The organism is Cellulomonas sp. P4_H4 (assembly GCF_056400865.1).
In genome coordinates, this window is the sequence record NZ_JBFUKL010000001.1 from 1,165,799 (window position 1) to 1,180,688 (window position 14,890).

The window sequence follows — 14,890 nt, forward strand, 5'->3', positions numbered from 1 at the left end:
CTGCCCTGCCCTGCCCGTCACCGCGAAGAAGAGGTGAGCCGTTCGTGTCTGCTCCCACCGCACCGACCGAGGGCCGCGCACCCAGCGCGCCCCCGCCAAGGACGAAGACGTCCCGAGGCCGCCAGCCCAAATCGGCACCCCTGTCAGCGATAGCGCGCCGCCGCAGCCTGACCGGGTGGGCGTTCATCATTCCCGCCGCAGCCATCATCGTGCTGGTCAACTTCTGGCCGATGATCCAGGCGCTCTTCCTGTCGCTCAAGACGGGACGCGGGACCAAGCTCCACTGGGCAGACCCGCTGTGGTTGAACTACCAGCGGCTGTTCCAGGACGAGACGTTCAAGCTGACGCTGAGCACGACGTTCCTCTACCTGATCATCCAGGTGCCGATCATGCTCGGGATCGCCATGGTGCTGGCGAATCTGCTCAACGCACCGTGGCTGCGATTCAAGGGATTCTGGCGAACGGCGATCTTCCTGCCGTGCGCGGTGGGCCTGGTCTCGTACTCGCTGGTGTTCCGGCAGATCTTCGCGACGGACGGCCTCGCCAACGACATACTCACGAACCTCGGGTTGCTCGACAGTCCCGTCAACTGGCTCGGCCAGACGGGCACCGCCCGGATGGTGATCATCCTCGGCCTGCTGTGGCGGTGGACCGGCTACAACATGATCTTCTTCCTGGCAGCCCTGCAGAACATCGACCGGTCGACTCTGGAAGCTGCCCGCGTCGATGGCGCGAACGGGCTCAAGACCTTCTGGTACGTCACCATGCCGCAGCTCAAGCCGATCATCCTGCTCTGCGCGATCCTCTCGACGAACGGCACACTGCAGATGTTCGACGAGTCGTTCAACCTCACCGCTGGTGGCCCGGGCAACACGACGATGTCGGTGTCGCACTACCTGTACAACGTGTCGTTCCGCAACAGCCCGAACTTCGGGTACGCGGCTGCGATCTCCTACGCGATCCTCATCATCGTGGCCATTCTGGCCGCCATTCAATTGAAGGTGGGCGACAAGCGTGACTAGAACAACACTTCGCCGGATCCCCGCGTACGCGTTCCTGACGGTCGCCGTACTCTTGTCGGTCTTCCCGCTCTACTTCATGGCTGTCTCGGCGACCAACACGAGCAACGACGTCATTGCGTCCAAGCTGCTGCCGGGTGGCCACCTCGTCGACAACTTCCGGGCGCTCGTCGACGCCCAGCCCCTGGGGACGGCGTTCTACCACTCGTCGGTCAATGCGATCGTGACGACTGTGCTCGCCCTGATCCTGTGCTCGATCGCCGGGTACGCGTTCGAGATCTACCACTCTCGGGCGAAGGACGCCGTCATGGCGATCCTGCTCCTGGCGATCATGATCCCGTTCGCGGCCACGATGATCCCGTTGTTCCGCCTCTTCGCGCAGGTGGGCCTGGTCAACTCGACGACCGCGGTCGTCCTGCCCCTGATCGCGACGCCGTTCCTGATCCTGCTGTTCCGGCAGGCCTCGCGGTCGTTCCCGCACGAGATCATCGAGGCTGCGCGCCTCGACGGGCTGGGCGAGGTGAGCATCTTCGCGCGCATCTACCTGCCGACGATGAAGCCCACCCTTGCTGCTGCGGGTGTCATCACCTTCTTGTTCTCGTGGAACAACTTCTTGTGGCCGAAGGTCATCCTCGTCGACAACGCGTACCAGACCTTGCCGATGCTGCTCTCGAACATGCGCGCCGGGTACGTCACCGACTACGGGAGCCTCATGCTCGCCGTGCTTATCGTGTCGGTGCCGACGATGGCCATCTTCCTGATCCTGCAGCGCCACTTCGCTGAGGGCGTCACGGGGGCCATCAAGTGACATTTGATCTCAGCCGCATTTCCGACCCCGAGTACATCAAGGAGAACAGGCTCGACCCGCACTCCGACCACCGGTGGTTCGCCTCCCCGCAGGAGGCGGCGACCGGGACGAGCTCCTTCGAGCAGTCGCTCAACGGGCTGTGGAAGCTGCACTACGCGAAGAGCCCCTCTTTCGTCGTCCCCGGCTTCGAGCGGGTGGACGTCGACGACTCCGGCTGGGACGACGTGCCGGTGCCCGCTCACCTGCAGCTGCTCGGCTACGACCGGCCGCAGTACACCAACGTGCAGTACCCGTGGGACGGGTACGAGCAGCTCGAGCCGGGGGAGGTCCCGCAGCGGTACAACCCTGTGGCGACGTACCGCAGGACCTTCACCCTCGAGCACCCGCTCGAGCCGGGCGAGCGGCTGAGCGTGAGCTTCCACGGCGCGGAGAGCACCGTTGCCCTGTGGCTGAACGGCACCTACGTGGGCTACGGGACGGACTCGTTCACCCCGTCGGAGTTCGACCTGACCGACGCCCTGGTCGACGGCGAGAACCTCGTCGTGGCTCAGGTGGTCCGGTGGAGCGCCGGGTCGTGGATCGAGGACCAGGACTTCTTCAGGTTCTCCGGTCTGTTCCGGGACGTCGTCCTCTACCGCCGGCCCGCCGTGCACGTCGAGGACGTCCGGGTGGTGACCGACGTCTCCGACGACCTCTCCGAGGCGACCGTGCGCGTACGCGTCGTCCTCTCGGGGGAAGGCAGCGTGGACGCCGGGATCGCCGGTGCCGGACAGCTCAGTGGCGACGACGAGCTCGTGGTCCGCATCGAGAGCCCTCGGCTGTGGAGTGCGGAAGATCCGTACCTCTACGACCTGACGCTCGACGTGCACGACGCATCGGGCCGCCTGACCGAGCACGTCCCGGTACGGGTGGGCGTGCGCCGGTTCGGCATCGAGGACGGCCTGCTGAAGGTCAACGGGTCCCGCGTGGTCTTCAACGGGGTGAACCGGCACGACTTCGGCCTCCAGGGCCGCGTGATGACCCGTGAGCAGACCGAGGCCGACATCCGGCTCATGAAGCGGCTGAACATCAACGCTGTGCGGACCAGCCACTACCCGAACAACTCGTTCTTCTACGAGCTGTGCGACGAGTACGGCCTGTACGTCATCGACGAGATGAACCTCGAGTCGCACGCCATGTGGGACCGGGTGGCCATCGGTGGTGCGGGGATCGAGGAGGCGTTGCCCGGGGACCGCCCCGAGTGGCTGCCCGCCCTGCTCGACCGCGCCGCGAGCATGCTGGAGCGGGACAAGAACCACGCGAGCATCGTCATGTGGTCGTGCGGCAACGAGTCGTTCGGCGGGACGGACATCCTGGAGGTCTCGGAGTACTTCCGTCGCTCGGACTCCCGGCCGGTGCACTACGAAGGAGTGCACTGGGACCCGCGGTACCCGCAGACGACCGACGTCGTCTCGCGGATGTATGCGCCGGCCACCGAGATCGAGGAGTTCCTCGCGACGCACCGCGACAAGCCCTACCTGCTCTGCGAGTACGCCCACTCGATGGGCAACTCGTTCGGGGCGGTCCACAAGTACGTCGACCTCGCCTACCGCGAGCCGCTGTTCCAGGGTGGCTTCATCTGGGACTTCGCGGACCAAGCCCTTCGCCGCACCGACCCCGGTGGCCGTGAGTACTTCGGGTACGGCGGGGACTTCGGTGACGCGCCGCACGACTCGGACTTCAGCGGCAACGGCATCGTCTTCGCCGATCGCACCCTCAAGCCGCTCACGCAGGAGGTGCGCTACCTCTACCAGGGCTACCGGCTCTCGGTGGACGGCGACAAGGTCACGGTCGAGAACCGTCACCTCGCCACCCCGTCGTCGGCGCACGAGTGCGTGGTCACCGTTGCACGGGAGGGCCGGGTGCTCCAGGAGGAGGTGCTCGAGACTGCCGTCGCCCCCGGGGCCTCGCAGGTCTACGCGCTACCTGTCACCGTGCCGGCGGCACCCGGGGAGTACACCGTCGACGTGTCGTTCCGACTGCGTCGCACCACGCGCTGGGCGCCGGCGGGGCACGAGGTGGCGCACGAGCAGACGGTCGTGGTCGTCGCGGGCTCCGTGCCGACACGCCGGGCCGCCGTGCCGGAGGTCGTCTACGGCATCCACAACGTGGGCGTGCGAGGGCGGCACTTCACCGCCTTGTTCTCCCGGCTGCACGGAGGGCTGCTCTCGTACCGCTACGGGCTGACGCCGGACGGCGGCCGTGAGCTCCTGCGCTCCGTGCCCCGTCCGAGCTTCTGGCACGCACCCACCTCCAACGAGAACGGTTGGGGCGCCCCCGCACAGGACGGAGCGTGGCTCCTCGCCAGCCGGTATGCGAAGGCCGTCCGAGGCCCCGACGAGCCCGCGGTCGAGCACACCGACGCCGGCGTGCTCGTCCGCTTCCGGTACGAGCTGCCCACCACACCGGCGGGGGAGTGCGAGCTCTCCTACCTCGTGGACGGTGACGGTCGCGTCGAGGTCACCCTCACGGTGCGTCCCGGCGCGGGGTTGTCGGACATGCCGGAGCTCGGCCTCCTTCTGGCGACCGACTCCGCGTTCCGCCGCCTGCGCTGGTACGGGGACGGGCCCGAGGAGTCCTACGTCGACCGCCGGGCAGGCGCCCGGCTGGGTGTGTGGGAGGCGGACGTGCGCACCGCGCTCACGCCCTACCTGCGTCCGCAGGAGGCGGGGAGCCGCACCGGCGTGCGCTGGGCGACCGTGACCGACGAGCAGGGCGCGGGCCTGAGGTTGGAGTCGGACCACGGCATGGAGCTGTCGGCCCTGCCGTGGACGCCGTTCGAGATCGAGAACGCCGCGCACCACACCGAGCTGCCGCCGATCTACCAGACGATCCTGCGGCCGGCGCTCCAGCGGCGAGGGGTCGGTGGCGACGACTCCTGGGGCCAGCAGACCCATCCCGAGTACCGACTGCCGAAGGACACCGAGCTGACGTTCCGGTTCGCCTTCCGCGGGCTCCTGTAGGTCCGACACGAAGGGCCCGTGGCCAGCGAGATCGCTGGTCGCGGGCCCTTGTCGTGGGTTGGGGCGGGGTGACTCGATGACGGTGTGCTGCGAGTCAGCGCACCTCCTCCAGGATGGTGAGGCCCCAGGCGCCGACGGTGACGTCGGTGCCGTCCTCGACGGTGGCGTCGTCGAGGACGGACCGGGCCGTGACGGGGCTCGTGACCTGCACCGGGCTGTCGGAGTAGTTCAGGAGGTAGGTCAGCCGTGCTCCGGCGGAGTTCACGCCTCGCCGAACGGTGACGGATCCGGCGAGGTCCTGCGGCCAGTCCCACAGGCCCGCGTCGCGCACCGCCAGGGCGAGCACCTCGCGGACCAGGGCGGGACCGGTCATCGTGCCGAGGTGGATCGCTGTCCCGACCCCCGCGCGGTGCCGGGTCACGGCCGCCTGACCGCCCCACGCAGGGTGGTCGTACGACGCGAGCACCTCCGCGCCGTCGGGCTGCAGGAGCTCCATGAAGCGCAGAGCGGAGCGGTCGTCGGGGCTCAGTGCGGCGGCGCCGGGAGCGGCCGCCAGGTCGCCGTGCAGGGTGAGGCGCACGTCGACCGGGACGGTGAACTGGTTGTACGTGAGCCCGAGGACGTCCGTGAGCGAGTGCGGCTGCCGGTCGTTCCACACCTTGACGTGCTCGTCGGCGACGAACGACTTGAACGTCGAGACCAGGTGGCCACCGTCGCCGACGAACGCGCGCAGCCGCTGCAGCGTCGGCTCGGGCGCCGAGTACAGCGCCGGGACGACGACCATCGCGTACCGGCTGAGGTCCTCGGTGTCCGGGGAGACGAAGTCGCACTCGACGTTCAGCTCGAACAGGGCGTCGTACACCCAGCGGAGCACGTCGTTGTAGCCGATCGAGGGGCCACGGAAGGCGGGGAACCCGGTCTCGACGGTGAACCACTTCAACGCCGTCAGGGCCTCGTTGCTGACCATGACCGCGACGCGGTTCGACTTGCGCAGGTGCAGGAGTGACCGCCCCACCCGCTGAAGCTCGGCACCGATGACGCGTGCCTCGTCATAGGTGGGGTTCGCCTCGAGGTCGTGGCTGAGCAGTCCGCGCCAGTACGTCTCGAAGGAGTTGTGGATCGAGTGCCAGTGCCAGTACATGACGGCGTCGGCGCCGCTCGCGAGGTGGCTGTAGGCCTGCAGGCGCAGCTGGCCGGGGTAGGGCAGCCAGGCCGGCTGCCCCTGGGCTTGGGTCTCCAGCACGAGGTAGTTCGCGCCGCCCTTGATCGAGCGGGTCATGTCCCCACCGAACGCGATCTCCTTGCCCGTGAGCGCGGACTGCGTGGGGTGGTAGATGTCGACGCCGGCGATGTCCACGTGCGCGGCGGCCCGGAAGTGGTCGACGGCCGGCTGCAGCCCGTAGGACCAGCCCGGCCCCCAGTCGAAGTCGAAGTTCTGCGTGAGGAACTGGTCGTCCCGCGCGTACTCGCGCACGATGGCGGCCTGCCAGGCGAGGAACTCCTCGACGAGGGAGCGGCGGAACCTGTCGAACGAGGCGGCGAGCGAGCCGTTGATGGTGCCGCGCACGTCCGGGAAGTCCTCCCAGGCGTCGACACGGTTGGACCAGTAGTCCAGGCCGAAGGCACGGTTCATGGCGTCCACGTCGTCGTCGAACGTCTCGCGGAGGTGCTTGACGAACGTGCGTTGCACGTCGGCCGAGGCGACGTCGTAGTACTTCGTCTCGTTGTCGAGCTGGAAGCCGATGACGGCACGGCGGTGCGCGGTGTGCTCCAGGAGCGCACGGATGACCCGCTCGGAGTGGAACAGGTACGCCGGGTTGGTGATGTTCATGATCTGGCGCGCCCCGTAGCGTCCCTGGCCCGTGCTCGTCTCTGCGAGCACGTCCGGGTGCGACTTCACGAGCCACGCCGGCACCGCGTAGGTGGGGGTGCCGATGATGACGTGGATGCCGGCCTCCTCCATCGCGTCGAGCGCGCGGTCGACGTGCGTGAAGTCGAAGACGCCGGGCTGCGGCTCCAGCGTGCTCCAGGTCGACTCGGCGATGCGGACCACGTTGAGCTTCGCCGCCTGCAGCATCGCGACGTCGGTGTCGATGCGGTCGGTCGGCATGTACTCGTCGTAGTAGGCGGCGCCGTACAGGATCTCGTCCATGTGAGCCAGGCCTCCGTGCCTTGGGTCTGTGCGAGCAGCCGATCTCGCCTGCGTGACGCTACCTCGACGGGGCGAGGTCCCGTTGCCGCAGGTGCCGTCTGAGGACTGCGCCGGCGGTGAGCGCCGTCGCCCTCGCCGTTCCTCACCCTGCAGGGTCGCGGGAAGGTCGACGTCGCCGCCGGCCAGGTCAAGGCGTGACTTGTGATCCCGTTCCCCTAGAGTCTCGTGCGATGGGACCGACGCCCGCGCCGCGCAAGCGCCCGACGATCCGTGACGTCGCGGCTGCGGCTGGCGTGTCCCGGGGCACCGTCTCGCGCGTCATCAACGGTGGGCACTGGGTGTCCCCGGACGCGCTCGCGGCCGTCGAGGAGGCGATCCGGACCACTGGCTACTCCGCCAACCAGCACGCGCGCAGCCTGGTCACCGGACGGTCGAACTCGGTGGCGTTCCTGCTCACCGAACCCCAGCACCTGCTGTTCGAGGACCCGAACTTCTCGATCCTCCTGCGGGGAGCCGCTCAGGCGCTGGCCGCACGCGGCATGCCGCTGCTGCTCATGGTCGCGGGAACCCCCGAAGAGCAGAAGCAGGTCTCGTCCTACGTCGGTGCCGGGCACGTCGACGGCGTCCTCGCGATCTCGTCGCACAGCGGCAACCCCCTGCTCGCCGCGCTGGTGCGGCAGGGCATCCCGATGATCTCCTGCGGCATCCCGCTCGGCTTCGAGGGCAGCCTCGGCTACGTCGCCGCCGACGACCTCGGCGGCGGACGGCGGATGACGCGGCACCTGCTCGACATCGGCCGCACCAGGATCGCGACGATCAGCGGACCCTTGGACACCCCCGGGGGCAGGCTCCGGCTCGAGGGCTACCGCCACGAGCTCGGGTCGCTCTACGACGAGTCGCTCGTGACGAACGGCGACTACTCGCGCGACGGTGGCGCGGCGGGGATGCGGACGCTCCTCGAGCGCCGACCCGACCTCGACGCGGTCTTCGTGGCCTCCGACCTGATGGCTGCGGGCGCCCTGCAGGTGCTCCGCGAGGCCGGCAGACGCGTCCCGCAGGACGTCGCGGTCGGAGGCTTCGACGACTCCGGGCTCGCAGCGACGCTCGACCCGCCGCTCACCACCATGCGGCAGCCGCTCGAACGGATCGCCGGCGAGATGGTGCGTCTGCTGATCGAGCTGGTCGAGGGCGGAGAGCCGGCCGCCGTCACGCTGCCGACCTCGCTGGTCGTGCGCGCCAGCACCGGATCGGTTGCTCCGACCCAGTCCTGACGAGCCGGATCACGTCGACCGCCCCGTCCCAGCCGCCGCCCAGTGGCGTCGTCTCCTCGACGTCGCCGTGGCAGGTCGACGTCCTCGGAGCGATCCTGCCTGCTCGGGTGCTCCGGTGCCCTCGTACACCCCGCGGGCCTGTGAGCGCTCCCACCGCTTTAAGGCGCTTCGCCCGATCTTGACGGGCGCTTTCGTGCACTCGTAACGTGACTACGTGCTGTGAACGTGCACACCCCAATGAGACAAGGACGTCCCATGCAGCCGATCAGCCGACGCCGAACCTCCATGCTCGCCCTCCTCGCCGCGGGCGCCCTCGTCCTCGGCAGCGCAGGACCTGCCCCAGCGGAGGAACCCGACGGCCTCGTCAACTTCGCACCTGTCCGCAGCAACCTCGCCGCGAAGCCCTGGGTCACGGTGAGCGCCAACGCGGGGCAGGCTCATGCCGGGCTCGCCGTCGACGGCGACCCGACGACCGCGTGGACCACTCGCGGCGAGGGTGCGCACAGCCTCGTCCTCGACCTCGGCGGCGCGTACGACAACATCCGCAAGATCGGCCTCGTCTTCCCGGACGCCCACGGCACCTACCGCTACGTGGTCCAGGCCTCCTCGGACGGTGACACCTGGCAGACCGTCGTCGACCGCTTGAGGAACAAGCAGCCGGGTCGCGGCGAGGAGCACCTCGTCGCGCACGCGGGGATCGCCTTCCTTCGCGTCACGATCACCGACGCGTCCCCGGGCGCCGTCGCCGGCATCAGCGAGCTGTCCGTGTGGAACTACCTGCGCGACAACGTCGTGCTGGGCGCGGACATCTCGTACGCCGACCAGGACGACGCGCAGGGCCTGACGTACATCGTGGACGAGGGCGCCCAGCCCGTGCCGATCCTCGAGGCGGCGGCCGATGCCGGCATGGAGTACGTCCGCCTGCGCGTCTTCAACGACCCGCGTGACGAGCGGACGGGCGAGTACCTCGACCCCGCTTACCAGAGCCCGGAGCGCACCCTCGACGTCGCGCGCAAGGTCGTCGATCAGGGCATGGGCCTGGGCATCGACCTGCACTACGCCGACTCGTGGGCCGACCCGAGCAAGCAGGCGAAGCCCACCGCGTGGCGCGAGCTGCCCTTCGAGGAGCTGACCCAGGCGGTCTACGACTACACCTACGCGACCATCGACGCGCTCGTCGCCCAGGGCACCACTCCCGACAAGGTCGCCGTGGGCAACGAGCTCATCAACGGGTTCATGTGGGGAAGCGAACGTCCGCAGCCTTGGTTCGACGACGCGGCGTGGTGCGGCACGTGCTTCTTCAACCACGACCCGTCGTTCGTCTCGCAGCCCGGCGGCGCCCTGCTCTGGGACTACTGGGGCTCGGACGACCCGGCCGAGCAGGCCGCCTACGACGCCGCCTGGGACCGGTTCACCACCCTCCAGGCGTCGGGCATCAAGGCCGTCCGGGACGTCGCGGCAGCTCACGGCGCGGACATCCAGGTCGAGACCCACGCGATCATCGACAACGGGCGGGTCGACAAGACGCTCGAGTTCTGGGACCAGTTCCTCACTCGGCTGAACGCCAAGGGCCAGGACATCGACGTCATCGCGCACTCCTACTACCCGGAGTGGCACGGGACGCCCGAGCACTACGAGTCGAACCTGCACCAGGTCGCCGCCGCGCACCCGGGCTACGCCATGGAGATCGCCGAGACGTCGCACCCGTCGAACGACTGGGACGGCCTCCCGGTCCCGAACTCGCCCTACCCCAAGACCGCGGAGGGCGCCGGGCTCTTCCTCCAGGACGTCTTCCGGATCGCGAACGACCTGCCCGACAACCGGGGCGCCGGCGTCCTGGTCTGGGAGCCCGCGAACTGGCAGGAGATGATCGACTGGTCGAACAGCGCCTGGCCGGTGCTCAGGTTCCACGAGACGGTCGAGGTCTACGAAGCCAGCGACGCCGAGTTCGTGGTCGCCGACACCGTCTACCGGACGGTCCGCGTCTCGGACGCGGTCGGGCTGCCGGCCACCGTCGACGTCCTCGACTCCGACAACACGCTCCACGCGGTGGCCGTGACCTGGGACGCTGTACCCGCCGGCGCAACTGCCGCCCCCGGACAGCTCGTCGTCGCGGGTACCACCGCCGAGCACGGTCCGGTGACCGCGGTCGTCGACGTCGTCCGGAGAGCGCTCGTCACCTCCTGAGCGCTCACGCCCGACGCAGCACCGGCGGTGGCCCCTCGCGGGCCACCGCCGGTGCCGTGCCCGCTTCCTGCCGCCCAGGAGTACGGAAGCCCACCACCTACCAACCCAGCGCCTGCAGACCCCAGCTGAGGTCCCACGTCTCTCCCGGGGCGAGCCAACGGAGTCCTCGCCCGGAGTTCAGCGCGTCGGGCGCCGCTGTCATCGGCTCGACCGCGACAGCGCGAGCAGGCCCACGGTCCGGGTCCGGGAACGTGTCCATGACATAGACCTGCACATAGGCGAACGACATGTCCGTCCAGACCTCCACCGCTCGCCCGTCGGCCGCGGCCAGCCTGTGCCGGTGCGCATCCCCCTGTGGGGTGAGGGCGTGATAACAGGTGTTGACCTCGCGCTCGGCAAGGACCCGACCCTCGCGGAGGTCCACGCTGCCGGCGACCGGCTCGTCCCGCACGGGGATCAGGTTCGCGTCCACGGGGAGGTGGCGCGCAGCGAGGACGGTGAGCCGGAGGTTCTCGGTCGGAGCCGTGCCGACGCGGACATACGGGTGGGTGCCGAGTGCGACCGGTGCCGGTCCGGCCGACTGGTTGAGGATCGTGTGGTCGACCCGAAGCCCGGTCGGCTCGGCGGTGTAGGTCGTGTCGAGGCGAACCTGGAACGGGTAGCCGGGCCGTGGTTCGACCACCGTCGACACCGTGACGCGGTCCGCGCTGGTCGACGTGCTGCGGAACGTGGCCTCCCGGACGAAGCCGTGGTTGGCGTTTCCCAGCTCCGGCTCGTCGACCTCGAGCTGGTGCTCGATGCCGTCGTGCAGCCAGCGCCCGCCCCGCACGCGGTTGGGCCAGGGGAACAGCAGCGCACCCGAGCAGAACGGCGCCGATCCCGCGATGTCGTAGGTGTGGACGAGTGGCTCGTCGTCGAGCGTAAGGCTGTGCAGGCCGCCGCCGCGGAGGTCGATCGTGGCGTGGGTCCGCCCGTCCGGTGAGGCCAGTCGGACCAGCCGTCCGGCCCGCCTGGCCTCCCGGAAGCCGCTCACTCCGCATCCAGGGGGCCGGACAGCTCGCGGCGCAGGTCGAGGGCGCGCAGCCGGCTCGGCTCGCGGGCCAGGACCTCGTCGAGGTGCGCAGCCGCGTCGTCGTGCTCTCCGCGCAGCGCGCAGACCTGGGCCTCGAGCAGCATCGCTGTCGTCGTCTGGGCCGCCTGCAGGTCGTCCTGGAACAGCAGGAGGGTCGGCAGCGAGGTCGCGAAGTAGTCGACGGTCGCGAGCGTCGATCGCAGTATCGTCGCGTGCGCGGCGAGATCGTCGACGAGGGTCTCGGCTCGGACCTCGTCGCCGAGACGGCGCATCGCCAGGACGGCGTAGTAGGTCATCTCGGAGAGCTCGACGGGTGCCATGCTCTGGAAGTCGCCGGTAGAGCTGGCGGCGCTGGACCACGCGGCGAGCGCTCCGTCCTGGTCGCCCGTCGCAGCGAGCGCGTCGCCGAGCATGAGGTGCAGCTGCGCTGTGTTCGACAACGGGTGCCTGGCCTCGCCGAGGTTCGCGACGGGCTCGAGCGCCGCCCGCACGCGCTCCAGCGCGAGCGCAGCGTCGCCCTCCTCGAGCGACCGGCGTGCGAGGGCGAGCAGTGCCTCGTCCCACGCGGAGAGCACCTGTCCTTCGCCGCCCTCCCACGGCTGGAACCACCTGGCCCGCAGGAGCGCGACGGCGACCTCGGCCCCGCCGGTCGCGGTGTGCAGCTGCGCCAGCTCGACGCTGAGGTCGTCGCGGGCGTCCACGGCCGCACGCTCGCCGGCGAGAACCGCGAGGCGCCCCCCGGGCGTCTCGCCCGAACGCTTGGCCAGCTGGTCGCGCTCGTAGACGAGGCGCGGGTCGCCGGGGGAGACCGCCAGTGCCCGCTCGTAGTGCTCCCGCGCGGCGCCCGGGTCGGCCAGGACGTTGAACGACGCGACGGCGAGGTTGCGCCAGACGACGGGGTCGTTCGGGTCGAGGTCCGCGGAGGTGCGCCATGCGGCGATCGCGTCGACGTGCCGGCGCTGGAAGTAGAGCCAGTGGCCGAGGATCGCCCACGCGCGGGCGTCCTGCGGGTGGTTCGCCACGTGTGCCTGCAGCGTGTCGACGTCGTCGAGGCGCGAGGCCATGCAGTGCAGTGCAGGTGCCTTTCCCGCCAGCTCTCGGTGCCGCTCGGCGGCCTCACCCTCGTCGGCTCGGTCGAGGATCCTGGCAGCGTGCAGGTGCACGAGTGGCCGGACCTCGACCTGGCCCAGGGCGGGCTCGACCGTCGCCGCTGCCTCGAGCAGCCGCACGGCGTCGCGCCAGGAGCCGAGCGAGTCGTACTCGAGCGCGACGTCGAGCAGGGTCGGGGCATCGGTGGCGACGTCCAGGCCCGCCAGGTCGCGGGTCCAGACGTCCAGCGGGTCCCGGTCGATGGAGCTCGCCAGAACGGCGGCGGCGTCGGCGTCGCGGCCGGCACGGCGCAGCAGGACCGCCAGCACGGACTGGGCCTGCAGGTTGTCCGGGTCGGCGCCCGCCGCGCTCCGGGCGTGGTCGAGGGCGGAGCGGTCGCGGCCGCGTGCCGCATCGAGCCGCGCCATCGCCAGTTGTGCCGCACCCCGCCACGCCTGGCTCCACTGAGCCTTGCCCCACATCTCGTAGGCCTCGTCAGGGCGGCCCGTGCGCGCGAGCACCTGGCCGAGTCGGAACGTCGTCTCGCCGTCGCCCGGGTTGGTGTTCAGGCGAGTCTGGCGCGCCAGCGCCGCGCGGAGGTGGTGCTCCGCCTCGGCGTACTGGCCGGCTCGGTACCGCCGCGCAGCCAGCGCGGTGTGCGAGCGGTGGTCGCCCTCGTCGCGCCGCAGCGCCTCGAGCCAGTACGGCTCCGGCGATCGCGTCGCGTGCCGGTACTGCTCCAGGTGGACACCGATGAGGTACAGCTCGTCGACGGAAGCGACGTCCCGCGGCGCCGGCGGCTCCTGAGCAGGCTCGGGCATGTCGGTCGACGCGTGCACGGCACGGGGCCGCCAGGTGAGGAGCTCGTCGCCTTCGTGCTCCACGACGACGGTCAGGTCTTCGGGCTGCCACACGCCGGGGAGCTGCCCTGTATGCACGATCGGACGGTTCGGGGCGGCGTCCGCCGTGACCTGCCACAACGTGGTGCCGTCAGGTCCGATGACTCGTACCGTGGCCCCCGTGCGCACCTGCGTCACCGCAGCGGCCACCCGGACGTCGGTGGTCCTCGTCCCGGGGACCGCGTCGAGGCGTACGGCGGCCTCGAGGTTGGCCTCGTGGACCGGCCCGGTCTCCTGGATCGGGTACCAGTACTGGCTGAAGGTCTTCGTCTCGCCCGGTGCCAGGAACGTGAAGTCCGGCTGGTTGTCGGTGAAGACGCCCGCCATGAGCTCGACGTAGGGCCCGTCCGTGTCCGTGAGGTTCGCGTCCCAGGCCTTGCCGAACGCGCCGTTGCCCCAGGTCCACTGCTTCTTGCCGGGCGCGACCTGGTGGTCGGCCCAGTGCACGAAACCCGCACGGCGGCCGTGGTCGTAGCCCCCGAAGAAGTCGGCCCGCGTGCCGAGAGCCATGTAGGAGGTGGGCACCGGGATGTTTCGGTACCAGTCGATCCTGTCGCCGTCCGGGGCGCCTTCGGGGTACATGGTGTCCTTGCGGGCCGGGTAGTCGATCCCGTAGTACGGGCGGTCGGCTGCGGGGAACGCCGTCACCGCGCGCTTGGCGTGGTCGGCCACGGCGTGCACGTCCGTGGGGAAGAACGACTGGTAGTCGTCGTTGACGGCCGCGGCGACGTTCGCCCACCACAAGAAGGTCTGCACCTCGTCGGTGCGGTTGAACAGCCGGGCGCGCAGCTCGATCACCGAGGAGCTCGGACGCAGGCGGATGCCGTGCATGCCCTTCATCCGCGCGAACGGGTCGTGGTCCGAGCACCACACCGTGACGGCGCCGTCGGCCTCGTGCTCGATCGTCGCCTCGACGGGGAGGAACGTCGCAGGGCGGTGGTGCTGTGGCCAGTTGAACTCGACACCGCCCGAGATCCACGGACCCGCGAGCCCGACGAGCGCCGGCTTGATGACGTTGTTCCGGTAGAAGAAGTCGTACCCGTTGGTCGTGTCCATCCCGACGTGGATGCGCCCACCGAGCTCGGGCAGGATCATCAGCCGGATCCACGGGTTCTCCAGGTGGATGGCGTCCCACGAGTGGGGCGACTTGGTGGGGCTGATGCGCTCGTGGAACGGCAGCGGGTACACGCGGCCCGACGAGCCCTGGTAGACGCGGTTCTCCAAGAACGCCGGATAGCGGTCCGCCGGGTCCGGCAGGTAGGTGTCGATCGTGACCGGCTGGCGCCAGGCCGCGACGCCGTCACCGTGGAGGTGGGCGGGTACGGCCGGGAGGTCGAGGCGGGACTCTTCTTCGAGCATGTGCAGGACGCTACGTTCCGGCCGCACGGGTG

8 protein-coding genes are annotated in these 14,890 nt (G+C 69.9%); 5 read left to right on the plus strand and 3 right to left on the minus strand.

All coding sequences use genetic code 11. The features are described from left to right. The first annotated feature begins 44 nt into the window (after positions 1-44). Genes AC1DPN_RS05565 through lacZ form a run of 3 tightly spaced genes read left to right on the plus strand, consistent with a single transcriptional unit; the run spans position 45 to position 4,829 of the window. Positions 45-1,022, plus strand: coding sequence for a carbohydrate ABC transporter permease (locus tag AC1DPN_RS05565; RefSeq protein WP_477083694.1), 978 nt, complete (start codon positions 45-47; stop codon positions 1,020-1,022). Next, positions 1,015-1,827 (plus strand): carbohydrate ABC transporter permease, encoded by an 813-nt coding sequence (locus tag AC1DPN_RS05570; protein WP_477083695.1) that lies wholly within the window; start codon positions 1,015-1,017, stop codon positions 1,825-1,827. The genes AC1DPN_RS05565 and AC1DPN_RS05570 overlap by 8 nt, the downstream gene beginning before the upstream one ends. After that, entirely contained in the window at positions 1,824-4,829 is a 3,006-nt protein-coding gene (lacZ, locus tag AC1DPN_RS05575) for a beta-galactosidase, LacZ type (protein WP_477083696.1), read from the plus strand. Before AC1DPN_RS05570 ends, lacZ begins: the two co-directional genes overlap by 4 nt. A gap of 94 nt (positions 4,830-4,923) precedes the next feature. On the opposite strand, the gene AC1DPN_RS05580 is transcribed toward lacZ, so the two are convergent. Then, complete coding sequence (locus tag AC1DPN_RS05580; RefSeq protein ID WP_477083697.1) at positions 4,924-6,981, minus strand: beta-galactosidase; 2,058 nt, start codon at positions 6,979-6,981, stop codon at positions 4,924-4,926. A gap of 230 nt (positions 6,982-7,211) precedes the next feature. On the opposite strand from AC1DPN_RS05580, the gene AC1DPN_RS05585 reads away from it, so the two are divergent. Further along, positions 7,212-8,252, plus strand: coding sequence for a LacI family DNA-binding transcriptional regulator (locus tag AC1DPN_RS05585; protein WP_477083698.1), 1,041 nt, complete (start codon positions 7,212-7,214; stop codon positions 8,250-8,252). A gap of 255 nt (positions 8,253-8,507) precedes the next feature. After that, a complete protein-coding gene (locus AC1DPN_RS05590) occupies positions 8,508-10,439 on the plus strand; it encodes a glycosyl hydrolase 53 family protein (protein ID WP_477083699.1) in 1,932 nt (643 codons plus the stop codon). A 97-nt stretch (positions 10,440-10,536) separates the two neighbouring features. On the opposite strand, the gene AC1DPN_RS05595 is transcribed toward AC1DPN_RS05590, so the two are convergent. Together AC1DPN_RS05595 and AC1DPN_RS05600 are read right to left on the minus strand one after the other, a co-directional pair. Continuing rightward, positions 10,537-11,472, minus strand: a complete 936-nt coding sequence (locus AC1DPN_RS05595) for an aldose 1-epimerase family protein (RefSeq protein WP_477083700.1) — start codon at positions 11,470-11,472, stop codon at positions 10,537-10,539. Beyond that, on the minus strand, positions 11,469-14,858 hold the full coding sequence (locus AC1DPN_RS05600; protein ID WP_477083701.1) for a DUF5107 domain-containing protein: 3,390 nt from the start codon (positions 14,856-14,858) through the stop codon (positions 11,469-11,471). The genes AC1DPN_RS05595 and AC1DPN_RS05600 overlap by 4 nt, the downstream gene beginning before the upstream one ends. Positions 14,859-14,890 lie beyond the last annotated feature (32 nt).

Excerpts from the sequence above, each read along its gene's own strand:
- AC1DPN_RS05585 (WP_477083698.1), top strand. The coding sequence starts at position 7,212 with ATGGGACCGACGCCCGCGCCGCGCAAGCGCCCGACGATCCGTGACGTC.
- AC1DPN_RS05580 (WP_477083697.1), bottom strand. The coding sequence starts at position 6,981 with ATGGACGAGATCCTGTACGGCGCCGCCTACTACGACGAGTACATGCCG.
- AC1DPN_RS05600 (WP_477083701.1), bottom strand. The coding sequence starts at position 14,858 with ATGCTCGAAGAAGAGTCCCGCCTCGACCTCCCGGCCGTACCCGCCCAC.
- AC1DPN_RS05590 (WP_477083699.1), top strand. The coding sequence starts at position 8,508 with ATGCAGCCGATCAGCCGACGCCGAACCTCCATGCTCGCCCTCCTCGCC.